The organism is Pseudomonas yamanorum (assembly GCF_013386765.1).
Classification (GTDB): domain Bacteria; phylum Pseudomonadota; class Gammaproteobacteria; order Pseudomonadales; family Pseudomonadaceae; genus Aquipseudomonas; species Aquipseudomonas yamanorum_A.
The window spans coordinates 243521-269037 of record NZ_JACARE010000014.1 but is presented as its reverse complement, the minus strand read 5'-3'; the positions used below and the strand labels follow the sequence as shown (position 1 = coordinate 269037).

The 25517-nt window shown below is 61.2% G+C and carries 24 protein-coding genes; 10 read left to right on the top strand and 14 right to left on the bottom strand.

Translation table 11 applies throughout. From position 1 onward, the window contains the following. Nucleotides 1–15: 15 nt before the first annotated feature. The 9 genes from HX875_RS09725 to HX875_RS09685 form a co-directional block, all read right to left on the bottom strand. Nucleotides 16–945, bottom strand: a complete 930-nt coding sequence (locus tag HX875_RS09725; RefSeq protein ID WP_003214601.1) for a ketoacyl-ACP synthase III — start codon at nt 943–945, stop codon at nt 16–18. A gap of 280 nt (nt 946–1225) precedes the next feature. Then, nucleotides 1226–2809, bottom strand: coding sequence for a flagellar hook-associated protein 3 (locus tag HX875_RS09720; RefSeq protein ID WP_177043024.1), 1584 nt, complete (start codon nt 2807–2809; stop codon nt 1226–1228). A 14-nt stretch (nt 2810–2823) separates the two neighbouring features. After that, nucleotides 2824–4860 carry a flagellar hook-associated protein FlgK gene (gene flgK / locus HX875_RS09715; protein WP_177043023.1) on the bottom strand — a complete coding sequence of 679 codons (2037 nt, stop codon included), beginning with the start codon at nt 4858–4860 and terminating at the stop codon, nt 2824–2826. Between the two features lie 10 nt (nt 4861–4870). After that, nucleotides 4871–6130 carry a flagellar assembly peptidoglycan hydrolase FlgJ gene (flgJ, locus tag HX875_RS09710; RefSeq protein ID WP_177043022.1) on the bottom strand — a complete coding sequence of 420 codons (1260 nt, stop codon included), beginning with the start codon at nt 6128–6130 and terminating at the stop codon, nt 4871–4873. Between the two features lie 4 nt (nt 6131–6134). Continuing rightward, nucleotides 6135–7223, bottom strand: coding sequence for a flagellar basal body P-ring protein FlgI (locus tag HX875_RS09705; protein ID WP_177043111.1), 1089 nt, complete (start codon nt 7221–7223; stop codon nt 6135–6137). Nucleotides 7224–7250: 27 nt separating this feature from the next. Beyond that, nucleotides 7251–7946, bottom strand: a complete 696-nt coding sequence (gene flgH, locus HX875_RS09700) for a flagellar basal body L-ring protein FlgH (RefSeq protein WP_177043021.1) — start codon at nt 7944–7946, stop codon at nt 7251–7253. A 53-nt stretch (nt 7947–7999) separates the two neighbouring features. Beyond that, a complete protein-coding gene (gene flgG, locus HX875_RS09695) occupies nt 8000–8785 on the bottom strand; it encodes a flagellar basal-body rod protein FlgG (protein ID WP_017477441.1) in 786 nt (261 codons plus the stop codon). Between the two features lie 63 nt (nt 8786–8848). Next, complete coding sequence (locus tag HX875_RS09690; RefSeq protein ID WP_003214611.1) at nt 8849–9589, bottom strand: flagellar basal body rod protein FlgF; 741 nt, start codon at nt 9587–9589, stop codon at nt 8849–8851. 306 nt (nt 9590–9895) lie between these two features. Continuing rightward, entirely contained in the window at nt 9896–11461 is a 1566-nt protein-coding gene (locus HX875_RS09685) for a sigma-54-dependent transcriptional regulator (protein ID WP_177043020.1), read from the bottom strand. A 265-nt stretch (nt 11462–11726) separates the two neighbouring features. On the opposite strand from HX875_RS09685, the gene phhA reads away from it, so the two are divergent. The 3 genes from phhA (at nt 11727) to HX875_RS09670 (ending at nt 14176) form a co-directional block, all read left to right on the top strand. Beyond that, complete coding sequence (phhA, locus tag HX875_RS09680; protein WP_177043019.1) at nt 11727–12518, top strand: phenylalanine 4-monooxygenase; 792 nt, start codon at nt 11727–11729, stop codon at nt 12516–12518. Between the two features lie 105 nt (nt 12519–12623). After that, nucleotides 12624–12980, top strand: coding sequence for a 4a-hydroxytetrahydrobiopterin dehydratase (locus tag HX875_RS09675; RefSeq protein WP_003214616.1), 357 nt, complete (start codon nt 12624–12626; stop codon nt 12978–12980). Beyond that, complete coding sequence (locus HX875_RS09670) at nt 12980–14176, top strand: amino acid aminotransferase (protein WP_177043018.1); 1197 nt, start codon at nt 12980–12982, stop codon at nt 14174–14176. The genes HX875_RS09675 and HX875_RS09670 overlap by 1 nt, the downstream gene beginning before the upstream one ends. 125 nt (nt 14177–14301) lie before the next feature. On the opposite strand, the gene HX875_RS09665 is transcribed toward HX875_RS09670, so the two are convergent. Continuing rightward, nucleotides 14302–15111, bottom strand: coding sequence for a UDP-2,3-diacylglucosamine diphosphatase (locus HX875_RS09665; RefSeq protein ID WP_177043017.1), 810 nt, complete (start codon nt 15109–15111; stop codon nt 14302–14304). Between the two features lie 133 nt (nt 15112–15244). Between HX875_RS09665 and HX875_RS09660 the strand changes: the two genes are divergently transcribed. The 3 genes from HX875_RS09660 (at nt 15245) to HX875_RS09650 (ending at nt 17498) form a co-directional block, all read left to right on the top strand. Then, nucleotides 15245–16042 carry an AraC family transcriptional regulator gene (locus tag HX875_RS09660; protein WP_177043016.1) on the top strand — a complete coding sequence of 266 codons (798 nt, stop codon included), beginning with the start codon at nt 15245–15247 and terminating at the stop codon, nt 16040–16042. A gap of 161 nt (nt 16043–16203) precedes the next feature. Further along, complete coding sequence (locus HX875_RS09655; RefSeq protein ID WP_177043015.1) at nt 16204–17085, top strand: DMT family transporter; 882 nt, start codon at nt 16204–16206, stop codon at nt 17083–17085. A 131-nt stretch (nt 17086–17216) separates the two neighbouring features. After that, nucleotides 17217–17498, top strand: a complete 282-nt coding sequence (locus HX875_RS09650) for a hypothetical protein (RefSeq protein ID WP_177043014.1) — start codon at nt 17217–17219, stop codon at nt 17496–17498. A gap of 8 nt (nt 17499–17506) precedes the next feature. Here the strand turns inward: HX875_RS09650 and HX875_RS09645 are convergent, their stop codons facing one another. Then, nucleotides 17507–17794, bottom strand: a complete 288-nt coding sequence (locus HX875_RS09645; RefSeq protein WP_093207434.1) for a SelT/SelW/SelH family protein — start codon at nt 17792–17794, stop codon at nt 17507–17509. An 83-nt stretch (nt 17795–17877) separates the two neighbouring features. Between HX875_RS09645 and HX875_RS09640 the strand changes: the two genes are divergently transcribed. Beyond that, the gene (locus HX875_RS09640) at nt 17878–20067 is read left to right on the top strand and encodes a patatin-like phospholipase family protein (protein WP_177043013.1); all 2190 of its coding nucleotides are present in this window, start codon (nt 17878–17880) and stop codon (nt 20065–20067) included. 133 nt (nt 20068–20200) lie between these two features. On the opposite strand, the gene HX875_RS09635 is transcribed toward HX875_RS09640, so the two are convergent. Continuing rightward, nucleotides 20201–20635, bottom strand: a complete 435-nt coding sequence (locus HX875_RS09635) for a MarR family transcriptional regulator (protein ID WP_010166006.1) — start codon at nt 20633–20635, stop codon at nt 20201–20203. Between the two features lie 121 nt (nt 20636–20756). After that, entirely contained in the window at nt 20757–22883 is a 2127-nt protein-coding gene (recQ, locus tag HX875_RS09630; protein ID WP_177043012.1) for a DNA helicase RecQ, read from the bottom strand. Between the two features lie 332 nt (nt 22884–23215). Here recQ and HX875_RS09625 point away from each other — a divergent pair, with 332 nt between their 5' ends. Both HX875_RS09625 and HX875_RS09620 read left to right on the top strand, forming a co-directional pair. After that, on the top strand, nt 23216–23803 hold the full coding sequence (locus tag HX875_RS09625) for a UPF0149 family protein (protein WP_017477430.1): 588 nt from the start codon (nt 23216–23218) through the stop codon (nt 23801–23803). A 20-nt stretch (nt 23804–23823) separates the two neighbouring features. Continuing rightward, nucleotides 23824–24216: a YbaN family protein gene (locus HX875_RS09620; RefSeq protein WP_177043011.1), complete on the top strand. Its 393-nt coding sequence runs from the start codon at nt 23824–23826 to the stop codon at nt 24214–24216. 130 nt (nt 24217–24346) lie between these two features. Here HX875_RS09620 and HX875_RS09615 read toward each other — a convergent pair whose 3' ends face one another. After that, a complete protein-coding gene (locus HX875_RS09615; RefSeq protein ID WP_177043010.1) occupies nt 24347–25033 on the bottom strand; it encodes an HAD-IA family hydrolase in 687 nt (228 codons plus the stop codon). A gap of 191 nt (nt 25034–25224) precedes the next feature. On the opposite strand from HX875_RS09615, the gene HX875_RS09610 reads away from it, so the two are divergent. Then, nucleotides 25225–25485 carry a hypothetical protein gene (locus HX875_RS09610; protein ID WP_177043009.1) on the top strand — a complete coding sequence of 87 codons (261 nt, stop codon included), beginning with the start codon at nt 25225–25227 and terminating at the stop codon, nt 25483–25485. The last annotated feature ends 32 nt before the right edge of the window (nt 25486–25517 follow it).

Here is a 25517-nt window from a genome sequence, read left to right as displayed (position 1 = left end):
AGCGCCTTTAAGGCATCAAGGGCGGTGCAGAATCGCCGAACCCCAGGACAGGCCAACACCAAAACCACTGATAGCGACGCGCTTCCAGGTGGAATCCAGCATGTGCTTTTCCAGCAACAGCGGAATGCTCGACGACACCGTGTTACCGGTCTCGACCATGTCCTTGATGAACTTGTCCACCGGTGCATCTTCAAAACGCCGGGCCACGGCATCGACAATCGCCGCACTGCCCTGGTGAATGCAGAAGGCGTCGATCTCGTCGGCCTTCAGATCCGATTCGTTAAGCAGCTCATGCAAATGCGCAGGCACCTTGAGCAGCGCAAAGTTGAACACCTGGCGGCCGTTCATGAAGAACACGCCATCGCTGACCTTCAAGTGCGGCGCACCGGAACCGTCAGTGCCGAACTTGGACTTGCCCAACTGCCACGGCGCGTCTTCACCCATCCAGGTGGCGGTCGCGGCGTCGCCGAACAGCATGGTGGTGTTGCGATCTTCCGGGTCGACGATCTTGGAGTACGGGTCAGCGGTGACCAACAGTCCGTTTTTCAGGCCGGTGGCTTCCATGAAGCCCTTCATCGCGTAGATACCGTAGACGTAGCCGGAGCAACCCAGGGAAATGTCAAAGGCCGCCACGTGCGTCGGCAGGCCCAGTTTGTCCTGGACGATGGCCGCGGTGTGAGGCAAACCCTCTTCGTCGCCGTTCTGGGTGACGACGATCAGCGCGTCGATGGATTCGCGCTTCAAATCGGGGTTGTTGGCAAACAAGGCGTTGACCGCCTCGACGCACAGGTCGGAGGTCTCCTGCGCAGCATCCTTGCGCGGCAGAAACGCCGACCCGATCTTGCCAATGATGAATTCTTCATCCTTGGCGAATTTGGCACCCTGGGCGTAGTTATCAATCCCGTCTGCCGGCACGTAACTGGCGATGCTTTTTATGCCAATCATTGTGGCTTCCCAATACTAAATAGCTGGAGAACACCCCGCGAACTGCCTCGGGGGGCGCTGACAATAAAGGGGATAACCCCGCAAAATCTCGCCGAAAGCCACCGCGCAACGACCTGGCGACGACTTATCCTTTTCACACGATACAGTGAAGATGCGCTTTATGACTCACAGGTCACTCAATTTTCTGCGCTTTGTGCGAAACACGGGGACATACAAGCCCCAAAAACAACAACGGCCCACCCCGTTTCCAGGGTGAGCCGCAGGTTTGCAGACGCGGGCATCACATTTTGTTGAACAGGCTCAACTGAGAGATTTTCACAAAGGCCAACTGCGAGGCCTGCAACATGGTCTGCTGCAGCTGCAGGTTGATCGCAGCCTGCCCCATGTCGACGTTGCCCAGCGAGCTCATGGTGTTGGTGTTGGCAGTCCCCAGGCTGGTGTTTTCATCCGTCTGCAGGTCCAGGGCGTTCTGGCGGGCACCAATGGAACCGCGCACCTGGTCAATCTGCGAACTGGCATTGTTCAGGTTGCCGATGGTTTTGGCCACGACGTCCTTGAGGTTGTTCTGCGCAACCAGGTTGCCGTCCGCCGGGGTTTCCAGGGCTTTACGCAACTGGCTCAGGGTGTCCAGCGCGTTTTCGTTCTTGTTGCTGACAGCGCTGACCGCAAACTGGTCGCCCGCCCCTGGCGCACCGCTGATATCAAAGGTGACGCCCGCCGCGTTGATCGAGGTGGCACCGGCAGCCATGGTCCCGGTCGCGATGGTCTTGCTGTTTGGAGTGTAGGGCTGCGCATACACCTCATACGTGGTGCCGCTGGTGAATTTGATCACCGCACCGGTGTTGGGGAACGTGCTGGCATAAGCCGCCTGGTCCGTCACCTGGCCACCGGTCACTTGTGCCGTCGACGCGTTGCCTGGCGAACGCGAAGCACTGAACGTATCCGGCTTGGATTGCAGGGTAAACGCCTTGCCCGCCACCAGCGCATCGGAGGCAGCGCCTGGCGCCACATCCGCACCGAGGGTCAAGCTGATATCGAACTTGACGCCGCGCAGGTTGACGCTGGAGGAGCCTTCTTTCGTTGCGTCGAAGGTGCCGTTGCCAGGGATCTCGGAGGTAATGTCGTTACCGTCTTTGTCGGTCACGGAATACTGTGTGCTGCTGCTGAAGGTCAGCTTGTAGGGCTGGCCGTCGGTAAAACTCTTGGTGTAGGTGACGCCGGAGGTCACCGTGCCCGCCGATACCGCAACCGTGCCGTCATTGACCGCAGGCGGCAACAACGTGGCCTGGGTACGGCCGGTGTTGGTCGAGCTTTCCATCAGCGCCTTGCCGGTATCACCGGCCGACATCGACAAATTGTCCGAGATCTGCAGGCTCAGCGGCGTCTCGTCACCCTGATACGTGTAGGTGCCGTCGTTATTGCGGATGTAAGGCGGCGTGTCGGTTTTCGACCCGGAAAACATGTAGTTGCCGTTGGCATCCTTGGAGTTGAGCAAGCCCAACACCTGATCCTCAAGCGACCCCACCTCGCTGGCGATCGATTTACGATCGGCATCGCTGAGGGATTGGTTAGCCGCACGCAGTGCCAGTTCATTACCGCGCTGCAAGGCGGTGTTGATGCTCTTCAGCACCGTCTCCTCGTTGTTCATCGAGTTCTGCAGGCTGTTGATGTTGCCGCTGAACTGACCGAGCATGTCTTTCTGCTGCTGCAATTGCAGCAAGCGTGCGGCGGCGACCGGATCATCCGAGGCGGTTTGCACCCGGATACCGCTGCTCGCCTGATCCTGGGCTTTCACCACACCGGAATAGTTAGTCTGATACTTGCTGGCGCTGGTGTCGAAATACTGCTGTGTGGAAATACGCATCGTCCCAGACTCCTTTAAAGGGCATTAATCAGTGTGCTGAAAGTTTCTTGCGCAGCCTTGATGATCTGCGACGACGCGGTGTAGTACTGCTGGAACTTGATCATGTCGCCCGCCTCTTCATCCAGGTTGACCTGGGAAACCGAGTTGCTGGCGGCCTTGTTCGCCGCCAACAGCGCGCCGGTGGCGGTGGTGTCGGTAGCGGCCTGACTGGCTTTGGAACCCACTTGCGACACGAGACGGGCGTTGGCGCTGACCAGGCTCACCCCGGTGGTGCCGTCGCCGACGCCCACCGTGGCCTTGGTTTGCAAGTTCAGCAATTGCTGAGCGTTGCGGTTGTCGGAGGTGCCCGAAGCGTTGAACGAAAAGGTGGTGCTGTCGCCATTGGCTGGCGAGCCGCCGACAGTGGTGTCGAAACTGAAACTCTTGCCCGGGATCAGCGCACCGGAGGCATCACGCATCGGTACGTTGATGCTGATCTTGTTGCCCTGACCGGGGATGATGGTGCCACTGCCGATCGGGTTGCCTTGCGCGTCGCTCACCGTATACGACTGGGTACCATCGGCTGCCGGCTTGCCAAACAGCATTTTCACCGGCATCGAGTTTTCGATACCGCTGCGCAGTTGGGCTGTGTCGGCGCCGCCATGAATATCCAGCGGGATCGTCAACTGAGGCGGCGTGAACGTACCGGTACCGGTGTTGGTCGTGCTCGCATTCCCCGCCAAGGGGCCGGCGAAAGCGAGCTTGTTAGCGTCCTTGAGGTCGACACCGATGCCCGTGGCGCCGTTGGCCGTGGGGCTGACTTTGAAGCTGTCACCGGCAGCCACCGGGCCTTTGCCATTCAACGCCAGGGTAAAACCATCAATCACCGGCGGCGGCGTGGTGGTGGTGTCGAACGAGCCCATGGCCTTGCCATCGGAGCGCACGACGTTGTACTGGTTGCCGCTGGTAAACGTCACTTTGTAGTCGAAGGTCGTCAGTTGGCTGCTGTCTGCGATCGAAACGTTGAGGTTGCCGGACCCCGCGCTGTTACCGGCCGCCCCCTGGCTGCGCTGGGAAATCGCGGCCGCGCTGTTGATATCGCTGAACAGCGACGAACCGAATTCGCCGTTGAGGTCCAGGCCCTGGCCCAACTGGTTGTTGATCGTGTCTGCCGTGGCAATCGCGATTCGCCCCAGATCATTGATGGCAGGCATCAGCACGTCACTGCGATAGCGCAACAAGCCACCGATACTGCCGCCGGTGACCACGTTGCCCAGGTCGATGGACGTGTCGCCCATCGAGAGCTGGATGGTGTACTGGCTGTTGTCGGTGCTACTCGGCACCGCAGAGATATTGTTGGAAATACCCCCTTCCACCAGCGACTGCCCCGTACCGGTCGTAATACTGAACTGGCCGTTTTTTTCCGTGGCGGTAACGCCGATCAGTTCGTTGAGCGAACGCACCGCCTCATCACGCGAATCCAGCAGGTTGGCCGGCGCACTGCTGGACGTTCCCTGGGCCTGGGCAATCTGCTTGTTGAGCGAGGCGATTGAGGACGTCAGCTTGTTAACCTGATCACTCATGGTGCTCAACTGGCTGTTGATCGTTTGTTTCTGCTGGGTCAACTGGCCGGAGATGGAGTTGAAGCGGTTGCTCAAGGTCTGCGCGCTGGTCAACAGCAACTGGCGTGCGGACACATCGCTCGGGGTGGCTGAAGCCGTCTGCGCCGCCGCAAAAAAAGCACTGAGCACTGAGGACATGCCGGTGTTTGAATCCGACATCGTCTTGTCGATGGCACTGGCCTGGTCCAGGTAGGCATTGGCGTCGCTGTCGAGTGCCGTGCTGCTCTGGTAAGCCGAGGTGAGAAACTGGTTGTACACCCGACGCACGTCCGCGAGGGTGGTGCCAGTGCCGATAAATACGCCGCCGTAGGCGTTCGACGCATTCGAGGTCTGAGCGCTCTGTTGTCGCGAGTACCCCGGGGTGTTGACGTTGGCGATGTTGTTACTTAAGACCGACAACGATCCCTGGGCGGCATTGAGCCCCGACATCCCGATATTGAGCAAACTCATGATTCAGACCTTATAAATGAGTGGAAGCGCCCGCGGCAGCGTAGTTCTGGTAGCTGTTCATCGTTTTTGCAATCTGCGAAATCTTGCTGGCGTAATCCGGGTCGGTTGCATAACCGGCTTTTTGCAACTCGCGTACAAACTGTTCCGGGTTGTCGGCTGACTTCACAACTTCTTTATAGCGATCATTGCTTTGCAGCAACGTCACGAGGTCATGGAAGCTGTCCTGGTAGGAGTTGTAGGAACGGAACTGCGCCGTCTCCTTGACCATCGCGCCATCACGAAACTCGCTGGTGATCGCACGGGCCTGTTCACCCTGCCAACTCTGCCCGGCCTTGATACCGAACAGGTTGTGGCTGCTGGTGCCATCCTCGGCACGCATCACCGATTTACCCCAACCGGTTTCCAGGGCGGCCTGGGCCACCAGGTAGCGTGGGTCGACGCCAATCCGCGCAGCGGCCTGCTTGGCCATCGGCAACATGGTGGCGACAAATTCATCCTGCGAACTGAAGGCTTTTTTCGCCGGTGCCAACGGTGGCTGGGCCACGGCGCGGCCGTAAACCTGCATCTGCCCGTGCGGTATCGCGGCCAGGCTGCGGGCGGTGCTGTTGACCACACCGTCATCGGCGGCGCTGTTACGCAGCGGCGCAGCCTTGGCGACGGTGGTGGCATCAGTGCCCGGCACGATGCCAGCCAGCAGGCGATCGGTGAGTTTGCTCGGCAACGAGATGCGCCGCTGATTCATCAGCGCCATGTCGTTGGCGTGGCTGTTGGTGCCTTCCGGCACCGCTACACGATAGGCCCACAATGGCCGCTGACCATTGCTGCGGCCCAACGGGCCATCGGCCTTGGTACCTGCGGCAATTTCCGTAGGCACATCCACCTTCTTCGAAGGCGTGGCCGGACCTTGCAAGGTGGCCGCCTGGGCGTCCACCGGCTTGTTCTTCTGCATCTGGCGCAGCAGCACGTCCGCCAGGCCGATACCACCGCCCTCGCGGGACAGCGAGACCGCCAACTGCTGGTCGTACATTTCCTGATACTGCTTGGCCGCCGGCGTATTCAGCGGGTTGTCCTTGCCCAGGGCCTCGGTGGCCGAACGCATGGACTTGAGCATCTCGCCAAGAAACAGCGACTCGAATTCCTGCGCAACCTTGCGCATGTTGCCATCGCTGTTCTTGTCGCCGAACTTCAACTGGTTCAGCCGGTTGAGGTCGGAATAGGAACCCGAGTCCGCCGTGCTGGTCAGGCCGCTCTTGCGCATGTCCATGGCCATGGCGTCAGATCACTATCAGGTCGGCTTGCAAGGCGCCGGCCTGTTTCAATGCTTCGAGGATCGCCATCAAGTCGCCGGGCGCTGCGCCCACCTGGTTCACCGCACGGACAATCTCATCCAGGGTGGTGCCGGGGCCGAACTTGAACATCGGCTTGGCTTCTTGCTGGGCATTCACCCGCGAGCGTGGCACGACCGCGGTCTGGCCGTTGGACAACGGACCAGGCTGGCTGACGATCGGGTCTTCGGTGATGGTCACCGTCAGGCTGCCGTGGGTTACGGCCGCCGGCGAAACCTTCACGTTCTGGCCGATCACGATGGTGCCGGTACGCGAGTTGATAATGACTTTGGCCACCGCCTGGCCCGGGTCGACCTCAAGGTTTTCGAGCAACGAGAGGTAGTCGACACGCTGGCTTGGATCCAGCGGCGCGGTGACGCGGACCGAGCCGCCGTCGATGGCCTGGGCCACGCCCGGGCCGAGCAATTCATTGATCTTGTCGACCACGCGCTTGGCAGTGGTGAAGTCCGAACGGTTGAGGTTCAGGGTCAGGCTGTTGCCCTGGTTGAAACCGCTCGGCACTGTGCGCTCCACCGAGGCACCACCCGGAATCCGGCCGGCCGACGGCACGTTGACGGTGATCTTCGAACCGTCACGGCCTTCGGCGTCAAAACCACCCACCACCAGGTTGCCCTGGGCAATGGCGTAGACGTTGCCGTCGATACCTTTGAGTGGCGTCATCAGCAAGGTGCCGCCCCGCAGGCTTTTCGAGTTGCCCATCGACGACACAGTAATATCGACCACCTGCCCGGGCTTGGCGAACGGTGGCAAGTCCGCACTGATGGACACCGCCGCGACGTTCTTCAGTTGCACGTTGCCCGAACCCGCCGGCACCTTGATACCGAACTGCGAGAGCATGTTGTTGAAGGTCTGCAGGGTGAACGGGGTCTGGGTGGTCTGGTCACCGGTGCCGTTAAGCCCCACCACCAGGCCGTAGCCGATCAATTGGTTGGACCGCACGCCGGAAATGCTCGCGATGTCTTTCAAGCGCTCAGCCTGGGCGACAGCGCTCAGGGCCAGCAGCAACATCGTAGCCATCAGCTGTTTGAAGTTCAAAGTGATCACCTAGAAAGGGAACAGCGGGCTAAGGAAGAAACGGTCAAACCAGCCCGGCTGACTGGCGTCAGCAAACGAACCCGTACCCGAGTAGGTGATGCGTGCATCGGCAATCCGTGTCGACGGCACGGTGTTGTCGGTAGAGATATCGTCTGCGCGAACCATGCCCGCAATACGCACCAGCTCGTCACCGGTGTTGAGGGTCATCCACTTCTCGCCGCGTACGGCGATGATGCCGTTGGGCAGCACGTCGGCCACAGTCACGGTGATCGAACCGGTCAGGCTGTTGCCCTGCCCCGCCGCACTCTTGCCGTTGGTGGCGCGGTCGCCGCTGTAGCCGGCGTCCAGGCTCAGGTCACCGCTGCCCAGCGGGTTGTTGGTGTTCGGTACACCGCCAAACAACGAGGTCAGGCCGATGCTGGTCTTGCTGGTCTTGCCGATCTGCGAGTTGGCGTTCTTGCTCGCCTGGGTCTTCTCGTTGAGGGTGATGGTGATGATGTCACCGACCCGGAAGGCCTTGCGGTCGCTGTACAGGTTCTGTTCGAAACCGGCCTGGTAGATCGAGCCATTGTTGGCGGCCGCCGGCAGCGGCGTGCGCGGCAACACCGGCGCATAGTACGGGTCATTGGGCTTTGGCGACGGGGCGACACAGCCCGCGAGCGCAGCAATCCCACTCAGTGCCAAAACAGAAACATAGCGATTCATGACCCATACCTCACGGTGTTGCAGGCGCCTTCAAGGGCGCCCCATAGACTTGATTACAGATTCTGCGTTACGAACGAAAGCATCTGGTCGGCGGTGGAAATCACCTTGGAGTTCATCTCGTAGGCGCGCTGAGTGGTGATCATGTTGACCATCTCTTCAACGGTGCTGACGTTGGATGTTTCCAGGGTGCTTTGCAGGGTGGTACCAAAACCGTTGAGGCCCGGGGTGCCGATTTGCGGCGCGCCGCTGGACGCGGTTTCCAGGAACAGGTTGTTACCAATCGCCTGCAGGCCGGCCGGGTTGATGAAGTCGGCGGTTTGCAGGTTGCCGATCACCTGGGACGCCGGGTTGCCGGCCACGGTGATCGACACGGTGCCGTCGTTGCCGACGGTGAAGGTCTGGGCGTTGTTCGGCACAACAATCGCCGGCTCCAGGGCGAAACCGTTGGCGGTCACGACCTGGCCGTTGGCGTCCAGGTGAAACGTACCGTCGCGGGTGTAGGTGGTGGTGCCGTCCGGCTGCAGGATCTGGAAGAAGCCCTTGCCGTTGACCGCCAAGTCCAGCGGCTGGCCGGTCTGCTGCAGGTTACCGGCGCTGAAGTTCTTCTGGGTGCCAACAATCGCCACACCGGTACCCAATTGCAGGCCCGACGGCAATTCACTGTCCTGGGTCGACTGGGCGCCCGGCTGTTTCTTGATCTGGTAGAGCAAGTCCTGGAACTCGGCGCGGTCACGTTTGAAACCCGTGGTGGACACGTTGGCCAGGTTGTTGGAAATGGTGGTCAGGTTGGTGTCCTGGGCGGACAAACCTGTTTTGGCAACGTATAGAGCCGGAAGCATGTTCTTCTCCTTCGTGCGCCTGTTTTATGGCGCCGCGCTACAAAAATTAGGGTGTGGCTGCTATCAGCTCATCGCCAGGACGCGGGTCATGGCCTGGTCGTCTTCTTTGGCGCTGTTCATCATCTTGATGTGCAATTCGAACTGCTTGGACAGAGCCAGTACTGCCGTCATTTCTTCCACGGCGTTCACGTTGCTCGCCTGCAGGAAGCCCGACGTCAACTTGACGTTGGCATCGGCCTGGGCCGGTTGGCCATCCTTGGTGTGGATGGTGCCGTCGAGGCCCTTGGTCATGTTCTTGAGGTCGGGCTGCACCAGCTTGATCCGGTCCACTTCAGCCATCACCCGCGGGCCTTCGCCCATGGCGCGGATGCTGATGGTGCCGTCCTGGCCGACTTCGATCTGCTGCTGGGGCGGCACGGCAATCGGGCCGCCGTTGCCCATGATCGGCATACCGTTGCCGGCCCGCAGCACGCCCAGTGCATCAACGTTCATGCTGGCGCTGCGCACGTAGGACTCGCCGCCATCCGGGTTTTGCACGGCCATCCAGCCATCGCCGCTGACGGCCACGTCGAGGTCACGACCGGTTTCAATCATCGCGCCAGGGGAAAAGTCGGTGCCTGGGCGTTCGGTCAAGGCAAAGGCCCGCGCCGGAAAGCTGTCACCGAACACCGGCATCGAGCGCGCCTGCTCCAGGTCACGCTGGAAACCATTGGTGGAAACGTTCGCCAAGTTGTTGGCGTGGGCCTTCTGCGCCAGTGCATTCTGGCTGGCGCCGGTCATTGCCACGTAAAGGTACTTATCCACGCTCTATCCTCTTTCTGACGGACGCTTGCCGCCCACCGCTGTACTGATGAGGCTTAAGCAATTTGCGAACCAACTTTTTGAAATGAGGGAAAGTCCAGGCGGGGCGGGGGTTTGCTGGCGGAGTGCGGCTTGAGGCGGTAGGGAGAGAGTCGAAAAAACGGCGGACTTATGCCGCTTACGGCAAGTGCAGGTATCAAGAACGACAAAGATCAACTGTAGGAGCTGGCTTGCCTGCGATGGCGGTGTATCAGCTACCACCTGTCTTGCTGACCCACCGCTATCGCAGGCAAGCCAGCTCCTACAGTTTTAACCGCGTTCGGCCTTGAGCACTTCGTAGTCCCGCAACTTGTTGGCAATGGTGGTGTGGGACACGCCCAGCCGCTTGCCCAACAGCCGACTGCTGGGATGCTCGGCATACAACTGCGCAAGCACCGCCTTCTCGAAGCGCCCGACGATCTCTTCCAGCCCGCCCTCCAGGGAAAAATCCCCCAGCGGCTGGCGCACGCCATAGTCCGGCAGGCGAATGTGCTCGGCCTTGACCGTGCCGCCCTCACACAGCGAAACCGCCTGGAACAGCACGTTCTCCAACTGCCGCACATTCCCCGGCCAGTGGTAATGGCTGAGCCGGTCCATCGCCGCCGGCGCCAGCTTGGGCAGCGGGCAGCCGATTTGCCGGCTGGCCTGATCCAGAAAGTGGTCCACCAGTGGCGGCAACCCGTCGAGGCATTCGCGCAGTGGCGGGATATGCAGCGAGAGCACGTTGAGACGGTGGTAAAGGTCCTGGCGGAATTCACCCCGGGCGCACAGCTCGGAAAGGTCCACCTGGGTCGCGCAGATCACCCGCACGTCGAGGTACACCTCTTCATCACTGCCTACCCGGCGAAAGCAGCCGTCCTGCAAAAACCGCAGCAACTTCACCTGCAACCTCGCGCTCATTTCCCCGACACCGTCGAGAAACAGCGTGCCGCCCGCCGTCAGCTCCAGCAGCCCCAACTTGCCTTCCGCCCTCGCCCCTTCAAAGGCGCCGGGGCCATAACCGAACAGCTCGGTCTCGGCCATGGACTCCGGCAAACCGGCGCAGTTGAGCGCCATCAACGGCGACTGCCCGCGCGGGCTGGCCAGGTGACAGGCGCGGGCCAGCAGTTCCTTGCCGGTACCGGTTTCGCCTTCTATTAATAGAGGCGCATCCAGCGGTGCCATGCGCCGGGCCTCACGGACCACGGCGGCCATGACTTTGGAGCTTTGGAAGATGCTGTCGAAGCCGCGCAGCTCTTGCTTGCGCACATTATAGATACGCTCACCGACCCGATCGGCGCGGTGCAGGGTCAGCACGGCGCCGGCCATGGCTTCGCTGTCGTCATGTTCGGAGGATTGCAGCGGCGCGATATCCGCCAGGAATACGTCGCCCTTGACCTTGACCCGCAGGCCATTGATCCGCGATTTACTGGCCCGCACCAGCTCCGGCAAATCAAAGTCTTCGGCGTAACGCGACAACGGAATACCGGGCACCTCATCCACCCGCACCCCGAGCAACTGCGCCGCCGCACGGTTGGCGGCGACGATGGAGCCGCCCATGTCGATGGACAGCACCGGAAACTCCAGCGCGCCCAATAACGCGTTGAGCTCCATATGCCGACGCTCGCTGGGCATCAGCCCTACCCGCTTGACGCCAAATACCCCGGCAATCGCTTCGAACTGCGGGCGCAGCGCCTGGAATTGCAGGTTCACCAGGTTCGGGCAGTACAGGTAGATAGCGTTGCCATGCTCGCCACCGACCTCGCCCTTGGCGACGTTCACGCCGTACTCCACCAGCAGGTTGAGGATGTCCCGCAGGATGCCGATGCGGTTCTGGCAATGCACTTTGATACGCATGAGGAGGCCCGAAAAGGTGGAGGCGCTGCGTCTTTTTGCCGCTGGGCGCAGATAATCGTCAAGATTATGTGACAGCTGCAAGACTTTTCACACCGACAAATCACTGCGCACAGCGTTAAAGCGCAAAACCGTAACGAAAACTTTACGAAATTCGGTAACTTTTCCTACATAACCCCGCAACCCTGGATGGCTTCCCGGCCCAAGGCGCGTATCAATAGGCTCATCCCAGGACATAACAAGAACGAATGCCTAGCAGGAGAGCAGCATGAAGCAGACGCAGTACGTGGCCCGCGAGCCCGACGCGAACGGTTTTATCGACTACCCGCCCGAAGAACATGCGGTGTGGAACACCCTGATCACGCGCCAGTTGAAAGTGATCGAGGGCCGCGCCTGCCAGGAATACCTGGACGGCATCGACAAGCTCGGCCTGCCCCACGACCGCATTCCGCAACTGGCGGAAATCAACAAAGTGCTGGCCGAGACCACCGGCTGGCAAGTGGCCCGGGTACCGGCGCTGATCCCCTTCCAGACCTTTTTCGAATTACTCGCCAACAAACAGTTTCCGGTGGCGACGTTTATTCGTACCCGCGAAGAGCTGGATTACCTGCAGGAACCGGATATTTTTCACGAGATCTTCGGCCACTGCCCACTGCTGACCAACCCCTGGTTCGCAGAATTCACCCACACCTACGGCAAGCTCGGCCTGGCCGCCACCAAGGAACAGCGCGTGTACCTGGCGCGGCTGTACTGGATGACGATCGAGTTCGGCCTGGTGGACACGCCCGAAGGCCGGCGCATCTACGGTGGCGGCATTCTGTCTTCGCCCAAGGAGACGGTGTACTGCCTCTCGGACGAGCCCGAGCACCAAGCCTTCGACCCGCTGGAAGCGATGCGCACGCCGTACCGCATCGACATCCTGCAACCGCTGTACTTCGCCCTGCCCAACCTCAAGCGCCTGTTCGAAGTGGCGCAGGAAGACATCATGGGCATGGTCGAGCGCGGGATGCAGCTGGGGCTGCACGCGCCGAAATTCCCGCCCAAGCCCAAGGCGGCGTGAACCGCGGCTTTTAAGGCCAGGTGAGTCTGTTCCCTGGCCGCGCGTTGCTTTAGGGTGACGCCACTGACGACCGTTTTCCAAACACTCGATTTCAGGAATACCCACATGACCACGTTGAACCAAGCCCACTGCGAAGCCTGCCGCGCCGATGCCCCGCAAGTCAGCGACGAAGAGTTGCCGGTGCTGATCAAGCAGATCCCCGACTGGAACATCGAAGTACGCGACGGCGTAATGCAGCTGGAAAAGGTCTTCCTGTTCAAGAATTTCAAATTCGCCCTGGCGTTCACCAACGCGGTGGGCGTGATCTCCGAGGCTGAAGGCCATCACCCAGGCCTGCTCACCGAATGGGGCAAAGTCACCGTGACCTGGTGGAGCCACTCCATCAAGGGCCTGCACCGCAACGACTTCATCATGGCCGCGCGCACCGACGAAGTAGCCAAGGATGCCGAGGGCCGCAAGTAATGCATTTTGACGCGATTGGCCGGGTGCCCGGCGACCCGATCCTCGGGCTGATGGAGCTGTATGCCCAGGACCCGAACCCGAACAAGTTCGATCTTGGCGTGGGCGTGTACAAGGACGACCAGGGCCTGACACCGATCCCGCAATCGGTGAAGCTGGCCGAGCAGCGCCTGGTGGAGCAACAAACCACCAAGACCTACATCGGCGGCCACGGCAATGCCGCGTTCGGCGCGCTGGTCAGTGAGCTGGTGCTGGGCGCCGGTTCGCCGCTGCTGAGCGCACGCCGTGCCGGCGCCACCCAGACGCCAGGCGGCACCGGCGCGCTGCGCCTGAGCGCCGACTTTATCGCTCACAGCCTGCCCGGCCGTGGCGTGTGGCTGAGCAACCCGACCTGGCCGATCCACGAAACCATCTTCGCCAAGGCCGGGCTCAAGGTCAGCCATTACCCGTATGTGGGCAGCGACAACCGCCTGGATGTGGCGGCGATGCTGGCCACGCTGTCCACGGTGCCAAAAGGCGATGTGGTGTTGCTGCATGCTTGCTGCCACAACCCGACCGGCTTCGACCTGTCACAGGACGACTGGCGCCAGGTGCTGACCATCGTCCGCGAGCGCGAGCTGCTGCCGCTGATCGACTTTGCCTACCAGGGCTTTGGCGACGGCCTGGAACAGGATGCGTGGGCGGTGCGGTTGTTTGCGGCTGAGCTGCCTGAGGTGTTGATCACCAGTTCGTGCTCGAAGAACTTTGGCCTGTACAGCGACCGCGTGGGCGCGCTGATTGTGTGCGCGACGAACGCCGAGAAACTGACGGATGTGCGCAGCCAACTGGCGTTTATTGCGCGCAACCTGTGGTCGACGCCGCCGGATCATGGTGCTGCGGTAGTGGCGACCATTCTGGGTGATACCGGGTTGAAAAAGCAGTGGGCCGAGGAAGTTGAAGCGATGCGGGCGCGGATTGCACAGTTGCGTTCCGGGTTGGTGGAAGCCTTGGCGCCGCATGGTTTGTCGGAGCGGTTTGCGCATATCGCGGCGCAACGCGGGATGTTTTCCTATACCGGGTTGAGTGCCGAGCAGGTGAAGCAACTGCGGGAGAAGCACAGCGTGTATATGGTCAATTCCGGGCGTGCAAACGTGGCGGGGATTGATGCGACGCGGTTGACGTTGCTGGCTGAGGCAATCGCCGATGTCTCCAATAGCTAACTGAAGAAACCCGATAAAAATGTGGGAGCTGGCTTGCCTGCGATAGCATCAACTCGGTTTTACAGACAGACCGAGGCGTCTGCATCGCAGGCAAGCCAGCTCCCACATTCGGACCGCGCCAGTCTTTAGCCCACAACCATCTCGGCCTTGAGCTGCGCCTCCTTGGCCTGGGCATCCGCCAACCGATACAACTCGATATGCCCGTCCCAGTGCTCGATCAATGCCGTGCACGACTCCACCCAATCCCCGCAATTGAGGTAATCCACCTCGCCCACCTTGCGAATCTCCGCGTGGTGAATATGCCCGCACACCACACCGTGCAATTCGCGCTTGGTCACTTCGTGGGCAATCGCTTCTTCGAAATCACTGATAAAGCTCACCGCCGTCTTGACCTTGTGCTTGAGGTACGCCGACAACGACCAATAGCCGTAGCCATAACGCGCCCGCCAGTGGTTCAACCAGCGGTTGAGGGTAAGGGTGAACTCGTAGGCCGAGTCGCCAAGGAACGCCAGCCAGCGGTGATAACGGGTGATCACGTCGAACTGATCGCCGTGGATCACCAGCAAATGCCGGCCATCGGCAGTCACATGCACCGCTTCGTCGACCAACTGGATGTTGCCGAGGATCAGCTTCGAATAGCGCCGCAGGAACTCATCATGGTTGCCGGTGACGTAGATCACCTCGGTGCCGCGCTTGCTCATGGTGAGCAGGCGGCGGATCACGTTGGTGTGGGCTTGGGGCCAATACATGCCGCTGCGCAGCTTCCAGCCGTCGATGATATCGCCCACCAGGTAGACCTTGTCGGCGTGGTAGCCCTTGAGAAAATGCGAAAGGTGTTCGGCCTGGCAATCCCGGGTGCCCAAATGCACGTCGGAAATCCACAGGGTACGCACGCGTTGCTTACGGCTGGGCTTGGCGAGTTCGGCGCTGGTCATGGGCATGCCTCACGGTGTTTTCGCGAGCTTGCGCCCATGGAGTTAATAGCCCATGACAGTGTTGCGTCAGTCTGATGACAGCGCTCACAGACGGCGAAGCGATGTAAACTGCGGGCCTGCCCAGGAGATTGCGATGAGACCCAACCTCACGCTACGCCACTACGTCGAAGAGCCCATCGCCCACAGCCACGACCACGCACAGCTGGTGTTTGGCCTGTCCGGGCATCTGGACTTCGAGGTGGATGGCCGAGGCAGCCAGGTGCAGCACAGCAGCGTGATGGTGCTGCCCTACACCGCCCACCACGCGTGCATCAGTCGCGATGGCAGCCGCTGCCTGGTGCTGGACGTGCCCGACGAACACTGGTTGGCGCAATCCCTGGGCGAGCATGCCGACGCCAGCCGCCGCTTGCTCGACCAGTGCGCACACCTGACCCTCGACCACCGCCAAAGCCAACTGGTGCAGTGGCTGGCGAGCAGCCCGGTGGACGATCCGCTGATCGTCCAGCAAGGTGCGGTATTGTTGCTGGCGAGCCTCAATCTCGCACAACCGCCGGTGGGCAAGCGCCTGCCGTATGCCGCGTTCAATGCGCATATCCAGCGGCACGCCGCGCACCCGTTGCAAGTGGCAGATCTGGCGAAGATCGCCGACCTGTCCGTCGCCCGCCTGCATGCGCGGTTTGTGGCGGAATGCGGGCAGACGCCGATGGACTACATCCGCAGCCGGCGCTTGCAGATGGCCCGTGGCTTGCTGCGCGACAGCCAGTTACCCATCGGCGAGATTGCCGTGCGGGTTGGCTATGGTTCGCAAAGTGCTTTTGCCGCGGCGATGTTGCGGGAGTTTGGCAGCTCTCCCGGAGCCATTCGACGAGCGCGGTCTCCTGTAGGAGCTGGCTTGCCTGCGATAGCAGTGGATCAGCTAATAATTGATTGACTGACCCTCCGCTATCGCAGGCAAGCCAGCTCCCACATTTGATCTCCTCGGCTTTTGAAACAAGAGTCCTGCGACAAAACCCGCGAGCTCGACGACAGACGCGAATGCCTGCAACCCTCTAGACTGCGATCCTGTAAACAACCCGTTGCCTAAGGATCGCAATGACTCCCCGCACAGCCCTCGGCGCCCTGCATATCGGCGCATTGATGTTTGGCCTCACCGGCGTGTTCGGCAAACTGGCGGCCGCTTCACCGGCGATTATCGTGTTCGGCCGCGCCGCGTTCGCGGTGATTGCCCTGGCGATCTTCGCGCGTTTTGCCAGCAACACCACCTGGCAAAAGCTGCAAGCCCGGGACTGGCGCCGCCTGCTGGTCAGCGGCCTGCTGTTGGCCGCGCATTGGGTGAGTTTCTTTATTGCGGTAAAGATTGCAGGCGTGGCCATCGCCACCCTGGGCTTCACCACCTTCCCGGCATTTACCGTGATCCTCGAAGGCCTGATTTTCCGCGAGCGGATCCGCGCCAATGAAATCCTGCTGGTGGTGCTGGTGAGCATCGGGCTGGTGCTGGTCACCCCGGACTTCAACCTCGCCAGCCAAGCCACCAGCGGCCTATTGTGGGCGGTCGGTTCCGGTTTGCTGTTCTCGCTGCTGTCATTGAACAACCGCGCCAGCGGGCGCATTCCGCCAGTGCAGGCCGCCTTGTGCCAGAACGTGGTAGTGGCGCTGTGCTTGTTACCGGTCGCGGCGCCCGGGCTGTCCGAGGTGCGTGCGCTGGACTGGCTGTGGATCGGCTTGCTCGGGGTGTTCTGCACCGGCCTGGCGCATAGCCTGTTTGTCGCCAGCCTCGCGGTGCTCAAGGCGCGCACCGCAGCGGTGGTATTCGCCATGGAGCCGGTGTACGGCATCACGGTGGCCTGGCTGCTGTTTGCCGAAACCCCGACCTTGCGCATGCTGATGGGCGGCGCGCTGATCATTGTCGCCATTGTGGTGTCCGGGCTGATGGGCAGCGCCAAACCCGCCAAGCAACCCGCCACTGCGGCCTGATCTATACTTTGTGGGTCCGTGACAGTGTGTGGTCGTTCAACGGATCCAGACTTCTCGACGACAGCCCGGGTGCTTTTTGAAGTTGCTGCAAGCGAGTGGTCACTCCATCAACGCGATGCAGGGGTTGCACCATGGAAATCTTCATCAGCCTGGTTCTTCAGATCATCAGCGGCGCCATCGGCGGGCAGATCGCGGGCCTGGGCAAACAAAGCCTGGGCACCGGGCTCAATACCCTGGTCGGCGGGGTTGGCGGCCTGGTATTGGGCCAACTCGTCTCGCTGATCACCGGCACTGAAACCGCCACTGACCTGACGCTGGCCGCGCTGGCCAGCAACATCATCGGCGGCGGGGTCGGCGGGTTGGTGCTGACGGTGGTCGTCAGTTGGATCAAACAGCGCATGGCCAGCAAATAGCCGTCTTTTTATTGCACGCGGTCGTTATGCCCCAGGTCCCGTTGCGGGTCGATCTGGTCGCGCACCCGCTGCTTGAGCACCTTGGCTTCCGGGAAGCCACCGTCGGCCTTGCGCTCCCAGATCTGCACACCGTCGCAGGTAATCCGAAACGCGCCGCCGGTGGCCGGTTCCAGAGCCACTTTGCCCAGGTCATCGGCAAAGGTGCTCAACAGTTCCTGGGCCAGCCAGGCGGCGCGCAACAGCCACTGGCACTGGGTGCAATAGGTGATGACAATTTCGGGTTTGGCCGCTGACATGAATTGACAGGCTCCTGCTTGGCGGGTTGAAAGGATCGAGTGGCTATAATACCGGCCTTTATCGCCCAGCCTTGAGATTGATGATGCGCCGCCTGTTGTCCTGCCTGTTGCTGTGCCTGTTCCCTGTCCTTGTCCAAGCCGTCGAAAACCCGCGCCCGAAGATCGGCCTGGTGCTCTCCGGCGGCGCCGCCCGTGGCCTGGCGCACATTGGCGTGCTCAAGGCCCTGGAAGAACAGGGCATCCACATCGATGCAATCGCCGGCACCAGCATGGGCGCGGTGATCGGCGGGCTGTACGCCTCGGGCTACAAGATCGACGAGCTGGAAAAACTCGCGTTGAACATCGACTGGAAACTCGCCCTGTCCGATGCGCCGCCACGGGAAGACGTGCCGTTCCGGCGCAAGCAGGATGACCGGGATTTCCTGGTCAAACAGAAACTCAGCTTTCGCGATGACGGAAGCCTCGGCCTGCCGCTGGGGGTGATCCAGGGCCAGAACCTGGCCTTGCTGCTGGAAAGCATGTTCGCCCACACCAGTAACGTGCGGGATTTCGACAAGCTGCCGATCCCCTTCCGCGCCGTGGCCACCGACATTACCAGCGGCGAAAAGGTGGTGTTCCGCAAAGGCCACTTGCCCCAGGTGATCCGCGCCAGCATGTCGATCCCGGCGGTGTTTGCCCCGGTGGAACTGGACGGCCGGCTGCTGGTGGACGGCGGCATGACCGATAACATCCCGCTGGATGTGGCGCGGGAAATGGGGGTCGACATCGCCATCGTCGTCGACATCGGCACCCCGCTGCGCACACGCAAGCAACTCAATACCGTGGTGGACGTGCTCAACCAGTCCATCACCCTGATGACCCGGCGCAACTCCGAGGAACAACTCAAGGCCCTGGCGCCCCGCGACGTGCTGATCCAGCCGCCGTTGGCCGCCTACGGCGTAACGGACTTCGGGCGGGCCAAGGACATGATCGACGCCGGCTACCGCGCCACCCGCGCCCTCGACGTACGCCTGGCCCACCTGCGCCCGGCCGAGCCGGTGGACCCTTCGCTGGTGGCCGCCCGCACGCCCGGCGAGCGCAACCCGGTGATCACCGCGATCAAGGTGGAAAACGACTCCAAGGTGGGCGACGAGGTGATCCGTTACTACATCCGCCAGAACCTCGGCGAGCCGCTGGACCTGGCCCGCCTGCAAACCGACATGGGCACCCTGTACGGCCTGGACTACTTTGAGCAGGTGCAATACCGCGTGGTGAAAAAGGGCAAGGACAACACCCTGGTCATCAGCGCCCGGGGCAAACGCAGCGGCACCGATTACCTGCGCCTGGGCCTCAACCTGTCGGATGACATGCGCGGCGACAGCGCCTTCAACCTCGGCGCCAGCTACCGCATGAACGGCATCAACCGCCTCGGCGCCGAATGGCTGACGCGGGTGCAGATTGGTGACAAGCAGGAACTGTACAGCGAGTTCTATCAACCGATGGACACCGGCTCGCGCTACTTCGTCGCGCCCTATATCAGTGCCCAGGCGCAGAACGTTGAACTGATTGAAGACAACAACCCGATCTCCGAATACCGCCTGGAACGCTATGGCTTCGGGCTGAACGTGGGCCGGCAGATCGGCAACAGCGGCGAGATTCGTTTCGGCGTGGGCGAGGCCTGGGGCAAGGCGGACGTGCGCATTGGCGACCGGGATTCGCCGAGCATCAACTTCAGCGAAGGCTTCTACGAACTGAAGTACTCCTTCGACTCGTTCGACAACGTGTACTTTCCCCACACCGGTGAAGACATCGGCCTGGCCTTCCGTGAGTTCGAACCGGGGCTGGGCTCCGACCAGCGCTATCGGCAGTGGGAGTTCAAGCTGGACAAGGCCATGAGCAGCGGGCCGGACACACTGATCCTCGGCGGGCGCTACGGGCGTACGCTGGACCAGTCGGACGTGGTGATTTCCAGCTTCCTGCTGGGGGGCGCGCGGCAGTTGTCGGGGTTCCGCGAGGATGCGATTGCCGGGCAGAACATCAGCCTGATGCGCGCGGTTTACTATCGCCGGCTGACGCCGCGGTCTTATCTGCCGCTGGATTTCCCGTTGTACCTCGGGGCGTCACTGGAACGTGGGCGGGCGTGGAACAACGACAATGAGTACGACAGCGGATACATCAACGCGGCCAGTGTTTTCCTGGGGTTTGATACACCGCTGGGGCCGTTGAATTTCAGTTATGGGTTTAACGATGACAACCAGAAGGCGGTGTATCTGAACCTGGGGCAGACGTTCTAGCTACACCACAGAACCCGATGTGGGAGCTGGCTTGCCTGCGATAGCGGTGTATCAGACACAGATGTGCTGGCTGACCCACCGCTATCGCAGGCAAGCCAGCTCCCACATTTTTTGATCTTCGGCGTATCGGAGATCAGGACTTCTCGAGGTTCCCGAGGATGTGCTCATGAACCCGCATGCACACCCGCAAATCCTCTTCATCGACGCCCACAAACAGCTCATGGCGCAAGGCCGTGGCGATGGTTTCGATCTGTTCGATCAATGGCTTCGCGGTGTCACACAGCACGATACGCTTGGCGCGGCGGTCTTCCACCACGGCCTGGCGTTCCACCAGGCCCTGGCCTTCCAGGCTGTCGAGCAAACGAGCCAGGGTGGGCCCTTCTACCCCGACGCTTTGCGCCAGCTCACGCTGGGTAGGCGGCTCGGTAAAACGGGCCAGATGCAGCAGCACCAGCCAGCGTGCCTGGGACAGGCCCAAACCTGCCAGGCGACGATCCAGCTCGGCACGCCAACCTCGGGACATCTGTGCCAACTGCATGCCAAAACGGTGTTGATCGGTTAACGGCATAAAAAACTCATGGGTTAGACTGAAAATAAAGTGTGGCTAATTATTAGTCAGCTAAGCATGACCCATGCCAGTAGGCAAGACCTGGTATGTACTGTTTCGTTACATTGTCCTAACTACGGCATCAAATCTCGAATTCAGACTGCAAAGCAGCCCTGACGCAGTACAAGACACCCTCGGGAACACGGCCGGTAAACAGCGGCGCAATCTCGGAAACGGGTGGCAATTCGCCTTCCCCATCCAGGAACGCATCCTGGATTTCGCCGAGCAAATCTTCCGGTAAATCAAGGGCCTGTTCCAACGACAACTGCTGCTTGCCGATGGACTCGGCGAGCAAGGTGTAGACGTTCTTTTCCGAGCACTGCAACTGCCCGGCGATCTGGATCGGGGTCATGCCGGCACGAGCGAGGCTGATCAGCTCGTGGCGAATATCGGCGACTTCTTTCGGCGCCTCGACCTGGCCGCCGAGCACTTCGAGGAAGGCCTGGCCATAACGCTCCAGCTTGCGTGCGCCGACGCCGCTGACCCTGGCCATTTCGCCCAGGGTAGTGGGATGGTCGCGGAGCATCTCCAGCAAGGTGGAGTCGGGGAAGATGACGTAAGGCGGCACGCTGTGTTCCTGGGCGAGCTTTTTACGCAGCGCGCGCAAGGCTTCCCACTGTTCGCGCTCTTCGAAGCGCACCAGTTGGCTGGCCTGGCTGGTGCTGGATTTGGCGGTGGTCTGCGGCTTGAGGTCGCGGCGCAGCTCCAGGCTGACTTCGCCCTTGAGCAGCGGCCGGCAACTGTCGTTCAGGCGCAGGCCGCCGTAGCCTTCCAGGTCGATGTCCACCAGGCCGCGGGCAACCATCTGCCGGAACAGCGAGCGCCACTCGCCTTCAGCGCGGGCCTTGCCGACGCCGTAGACCGAGAGCTTTTCGTGGCCGAAGCTGCGGATCTTTTCGTTGTCCTTGCCCAGCAACACGTCCACCAGATGGCCGACGCCATAACGCTGGCCCGTACGGTAAATAGCCGACAGCGCCTGGCGCGCCGGTTCGGTGGCGTCCCAGGTCTGCACGCCGTCCACGCAGTTGTCGCAGTGGCCGCAGGGCTCGGGCATGTCTTCGTCGAAGTAAGCGAGCAAGGTCTGGCGGCGGCAGCGGGTTTCTTCGCACAGCGACAGCATGGCGTCGAGCTTGTGCTGTTCCAGGCGCTTGTGGCGCTCGTCGCCTTCGGAGTTCTGCAGCATCTGCTTGAGCATCACCACGTCTTGCAGGCCGTAGACCATCCAGGCATCCGCCGGCAGGCCGTCACGGCCGGCACGCCCGGTTTCCTGGTAGTACGCCTCGAGGGACTTGGGCAGGTCCATGTGGGCCACGAAGCGCACGTTGGATTTGTCGATGCCCATGCCGAACGCGATGGTGGCGACCATGATCAGGCCTTCCTCGTTGAGGAAGCGCTTCTGGTGGTAAGCCCGCAGGTCATTGGGCAGGCCGGCGTGATACGGCAGCGCCGGGTAGCCTTGTTCACTGAGGAACGCGGCGACCTCATCCACCTTCTTGCGCGACAGGCAGTAGACAATGCCGGCGTCGCTGCGCCGATCGGAGAGAAACGCCAGCAACTGCTTGCGCGGCTGTTCCTTGGGCACAATGCGGTAAAAAATATTCGGCCGGTCGAAACTTGAGAGGAAACGCTCGGCGTCCTGCAGGTGCAGGCGGTCGACGATTTCTTCGCGGGTGCGTTTGTCGGCGGTGGCGGTCAGGGCGATGCGCGGGACGTTGGGGAACAGCTCCGCCAGTTGGCCCAGTTGCAAGTATTCACGCCGGAAGTCGTGGCCCCATTGGGACACGCAGTGGGCTTCGTCGATGGCGAACAGGGCGATTTCCAGGCTCTGCAGGAACGCCAGCATCCGCGGCTGCACCAGGCGCTCGGGCGCCAGGTAAAGCATCTTCACTTCGCCACGCTTGATCCGTGCGGCGAGGTCGCGCTGCTGTTCGGCGCTGAGAGTGGAGTTCAGCGAAGCGGCAGCCACGCCGAGTTCTTCAAGGGTGGCCACCTGGTCGTCCATCAAGGCGATCAACGGCGATACCACCACCGCGAGGCCGTCGCGCAGCAAGGCCGGCACCTGGAAGCACAGCGACTTGCCGCCACCGGTAGGCATCAATACCAGGGCGTCGCCGCCGTTGGCCACGCGCTCAATGATCGCACCCTGGCGGCCACGAAAACTGTCGTAGCCGAAGATGTCCTTGAGGACGCGTTGAGCCTGCTCGAGCATGAAAAACTCCAAATATCGCCGAAATCCCTCTGTACAGGCTGGTCGAAAAAGCGCGCTTGAGCAGGAAATAATCCGTAAGCGAACTTTTCCCGCGACTGGCGCTTGGCCTGTAGGGGCATCACAAAACGCGGCAGTATACCCGAGGGTCACCCGGCAAAGGGTGCCGTTGAGGATATAGCCAGGACGGGAGATGCTGACGTTGCATTCCGTCAGATAGACCCATTTGATCCCTTCGCGGGCAAGCCCGCTCCCACAGAATCTGTGCTGCGGCTGGCCTGGGCGCTCAAGAAAGCCTAGAATTGCCCATCGTTTATTCCCAAGGTAGTCCGTCAATGTCCTTCGCTGAGCAACTAACCCGCCTGCAAGCCTTCCTCGATGCCGATGAGCTGCACGACGAGGCGCTGGACTACGTGGCCGCCCACGGCTATCTGACCGCGCTGTCGATCTGCTCCGACGTCGTGCCCGACCGTGAATGGATCGACGCCCTGTTCTCCGAAGAGCCTCACTACAGTGACGCCGCCCAGCGCGAAGAAATCGAATCCACCTTGCTGGCTCTCAAGGCTCACATCGGCCGTCAACTGGCTTCCGATGAAGAGTTCGAACTGCCTTGCGACCTGGACCTGGGTGAAGACCCGGACGACTCCGAACTGCGCGGCTGGTGCATCGGCTTCATGGAAGGCGTGTTCCTGCGGGAAGAGGCCTGGTTCGAGACGGCTGAAGAAGAAGTCAGCGAAATGCTGCTGCCGATCATGGTCGGTTCCGGCCTGTTTGACGAGCAACCTGAATTCTCCGACATTGCCTCGGACGCCAACCTGATGGACGACATGATCGTTCAGATCCCGGAAGCGCTGACCGCCCTGTACCTGCTGTGCAACGCACCTGACGAAAAGCCGGCGATCCTCAAGCCTCGCCACCACTAAGACCGTTGCCCGTGGCGCCCATGGGCAACCGCTCTGTGATTACGCGCTACGTTCTGCTGGCTATCGGCTGGTTGAGCGTGGCGCTCGGGGTGATCGGCATCTTCCTGCCGGTACTGCCCACGACGCCCTTCCTTCTGCTGGCTGCCGCCTGCTTTGCCCGTAGCTCCCCGCGCTTCTACCAATGGCTGGTGGAACACCCGCGCCTGGGGCCGTGGATTCGTGACTATCTGGATGGCAACGGGATTCCGCTCAAGGGCAAGGTGTATGCCATTGGGTTGATGTGGGTGAGTATCGGGTTTTCCTGCTACCTGGTGCCGCTGATCTGGGCGCGGGGGTTCATGCTGACCAGTGCGGTGTTGGTGACGGTGTATATTTTGCGGCAGAAGACGCTGCCCAAGGCACCGCAGGACTGATGTGAAACCTGTTTGTGTGGGAGCTGGCTTGCCTGCGATAGCGGTGTGTCAGCCAGCACATCCATGCCTGATACACCGCTATCACAGGCAAACCAGCTCCTACAGTTTGATCGCTGTTTATTCAGAGGGATTAGCGCATCGGCGGCAAGCCATACGCCGCCAGGTCAAACTCCGCCAGCTTGCGAATAATCTGGTCGGCGTGGTGATACTTGCTGTCCGCCATCGCCTCATCCGGCACCGCAATCGCGGTCATGTGCGCAGCCTTGGCCGCCGTCACGCCAAACGGCGAATCCTCAAACACCAGGCAATCTTCCGGCGCTACACCCAACCGGCGTGCAGCCGTGAGGAAGATATCCGGCGCCGGCTTGGCCGCCCCCACTTCCGGATCATCCGCTGTCACGATGGTGTCGAACAGCCCAAACCACTCACGGTGCAACGTGGTCTTGTGGCCAAACGAGTTGCGCGACGAGCTGGTGCCCACCGCAATCGGAATGTTATGCGCCTTCAAGTGCCGCACCAGCGCTTCAGCGCCCGGCATGCCCAAGGCCTTGGGGAAACGCTCGCTCATCAGCGGCTCGCGGATCACCAGGAATTCTGCAGGCGTGATCGGCAGGTCCAGCGCCTTGACCACGTAGTCGGCCAGGTCCTGGGCACCGCGACCAATGATGTGCTGCTTGATCCCCCAGTCATACGTGCGGCCGTAGCGTTCGGCGATGATCTGTGTGACTTCGGTGTAGATGCCTTCTGTGTCCAGCAACAACCCGTCCATATCGAAAATCACAGCCTTGATCGGGACAGCGGTACGCGGTGCATTCATCACTACAGATCCGTGGGCAAAGAACTAAAAGGATTCAGCACAATAACGGCCTGCCTGCGCTGCAAGCAACCGTTAAAGGTCGGTATTGATAATTAATCTCAACTAACTTGCCGTCGCGGCGGTTTCGGCTCTGATCCTACGTCACCCAGGAAGCCAACAGCGCAGCCAAGTTCTTCAAGCCCGACAGCGAAGTGTTCAACACCTCCAGCGACACCGAATCCGTGCTGCCCTCGCCCGACCAGGCGCTGGAGCTGACCTACCGCTACACCGACGGTGAATATGGCGAAGTGATGCCGTCCCAGGTAATCCGCAATACCTCCGGCAGCGTGCCGCAATGGCAGCCCGGCACCATGCGCATCAACGCCTACACCGTGCGCTACACCTTCAAGCCCGAAGACAACCTGTTGATTCATTTCAGCGCCAACGCCTGGACCACCAAGGTCCAGAGCTAAGCGTTCAACGGCCTGGTGACGGTGACGCCTTT

What these genes read in the sequence shown, in the direction of transcription:
- HX875_RS09725 (WP_003214601.1), bottom strand. Translation starts at nt 945, where the DNA reads ATGATTGGCATAAAAAGCATCGCCAGTTACGTGCCGGCAGACGGGATT.
- HX875_RS09720 (WP_177043024.1), bottom strand. Translation starts at nt 2,809, where the DNA reads ATGCGTATTTCCACACAGCAGTATTTCGACACCAGCGCCAGCAAGTAT.
- flgK (WP_177043023.1), bottom strand. Translation starts at nt 4,860, where the DNA reads ATGAGTTTGCTCAATATCGGGATGTCGGGGCTCAATGCCGCCCAGGGA.
- flgJ (WP_177043022.1), bottom strand. Translation starts at nt 6,130, where the DNA reads ATGGCCATGGACATGCGCAAGAGCGGCCTGACCAGCACGGCGGACTCG.
- HX875_RS09705 (WP_177043111.1), bottom strand. Translation starts at nt 7,223, where the DNA reads ATGGCTACGATGTTGCTGCTGGCCCTGAGCGCTGTCGCCCAGGCTGAG.
- flgH (WP_177043021.1), bottom strand. Translation starts at nt 7,946, where the DNA reads ATGAATCGCTATGTTTCTGTTTTGGCACTGAGTGGGATTGCTGCGCTC.
- flgG (WP_017477441.1), bottom strand. Translation starts at nt 8,785, where the DNA reads ATGCTTCCGGCTCTATACGTTGCCAAAACAGGTTTGTCCGCCCAGGAC.
- HX875_RS09685 (WP_177043020.1), bottom strand. Translation starts at nt 11,461, where the DNA reads ATGCGTATCAAAGTGCATTGCCAGAACCGCATCGGCATCCTGCGGGAC.
- phhA (WP_177043019.1), top strand. Translation starts at nt 11,727, where the DNA reads ATGAAGCAGACGCAGTACGTGGCCCGCGAGCCCGACGCGAACGGTTTT.
- HX875_RS09675 (WP_003214616.1), top strand. Translation starts at nt 12,624, where the DNA reads ATGACCACGTTGAACCAAGCCCACTGCGAAGCCTGCCGCGCCGATGCC.
- HX875_RS09670 (WP_177043018.1), top strand. Translation starts at nt 12,980, where the DNA reads ATGCATTTTGACGCGATTGGCCGGGTGCCCGGCGACCCGATCCTCGGG.
- HX875_RS09665 (WP_177043017.1), bottom strand. Translation starts at nt 15,111, where the DNA reads ATGACCAGCGCCGAACTCGCCAAGCCCAGCCGTAAGCAACGCGTGCGT.
- HX875_RS09660 (WP_177043016.1), top strand. Translation starts at nt 15,245, where the DNA reads ATGAGACCCAACCTCACGCTACGCCACTACGTCGAAGAGCCCATCGCC.
- HX875_RS09655 (WP_177043015.1), top strand. Translation starts at nt 16,204, where the DNA reads ATGACTCCCCGCACAGCCCTCGGCGCCCTGCATATCGGCGCATTGATG.
- HX875_RS09650 (WP_177043014.1), top strand. Translation starts at nt 17,217, where the DNA reads ATGGAAATCTTCATCAGCCTGGTTCTTCAGATCATCAGCGGCGCCATC.
- HX875_RS09645 (WP_093207434.1), bottom strand. Translation starts at nt 17,794, where the DNA reads ATGTCAGCGGCCAAACCCGAAATTGTCATCACCTATTGCACCCAGTGC.
- HX875_RS09640 (WP_177043013.1), top strand. Translation starts at nt 17,878, where the DNA reads ATGCGCCGCCTGTTGTCCTGCCTGTTGCTGTGCCTGTTCCCTGTCCTT.
- HX875_RS09635 (WP_010166006.1), bottom strand. Translation starts at nt 20,635, where the DNA reads ATGCCGTTAACCGATCAACACCGTTTTGGCATGCAGTTGGCACAGATG.
- recQ (WP_177043012.1), bottom strand. Translation starts at nt 22,883, where the DNA reads ATGCTCGAGCAGGCTCAACGCGTCCTCAAGGACATCTTCGGCTACGAC.
- HX875_RS09625 (WP_017477430.1), top strand. Translation starts at nt 23,216, where the DNA reads ATGTCCTTCGCTGAGCAACTAACCCGCCTGCAAGCCTTCCTCGATGCC.
- HX875_RS09620 (WP_177043011.1), top strand. Translation starts at nt 23,824, where the DNA reads ATGGGCAACCGCTCTGTGATTACGCGCTACGTTCTGCTGGCTATCGGC.
- HX875_RS09615 (WP_177043010.1), bottom strand. Translation starts at nt 25,033, where the DNA reads ATGAATGCACCGCGTACCGCTGTCCCGATCAAGGCTGTGATTTTCGAT.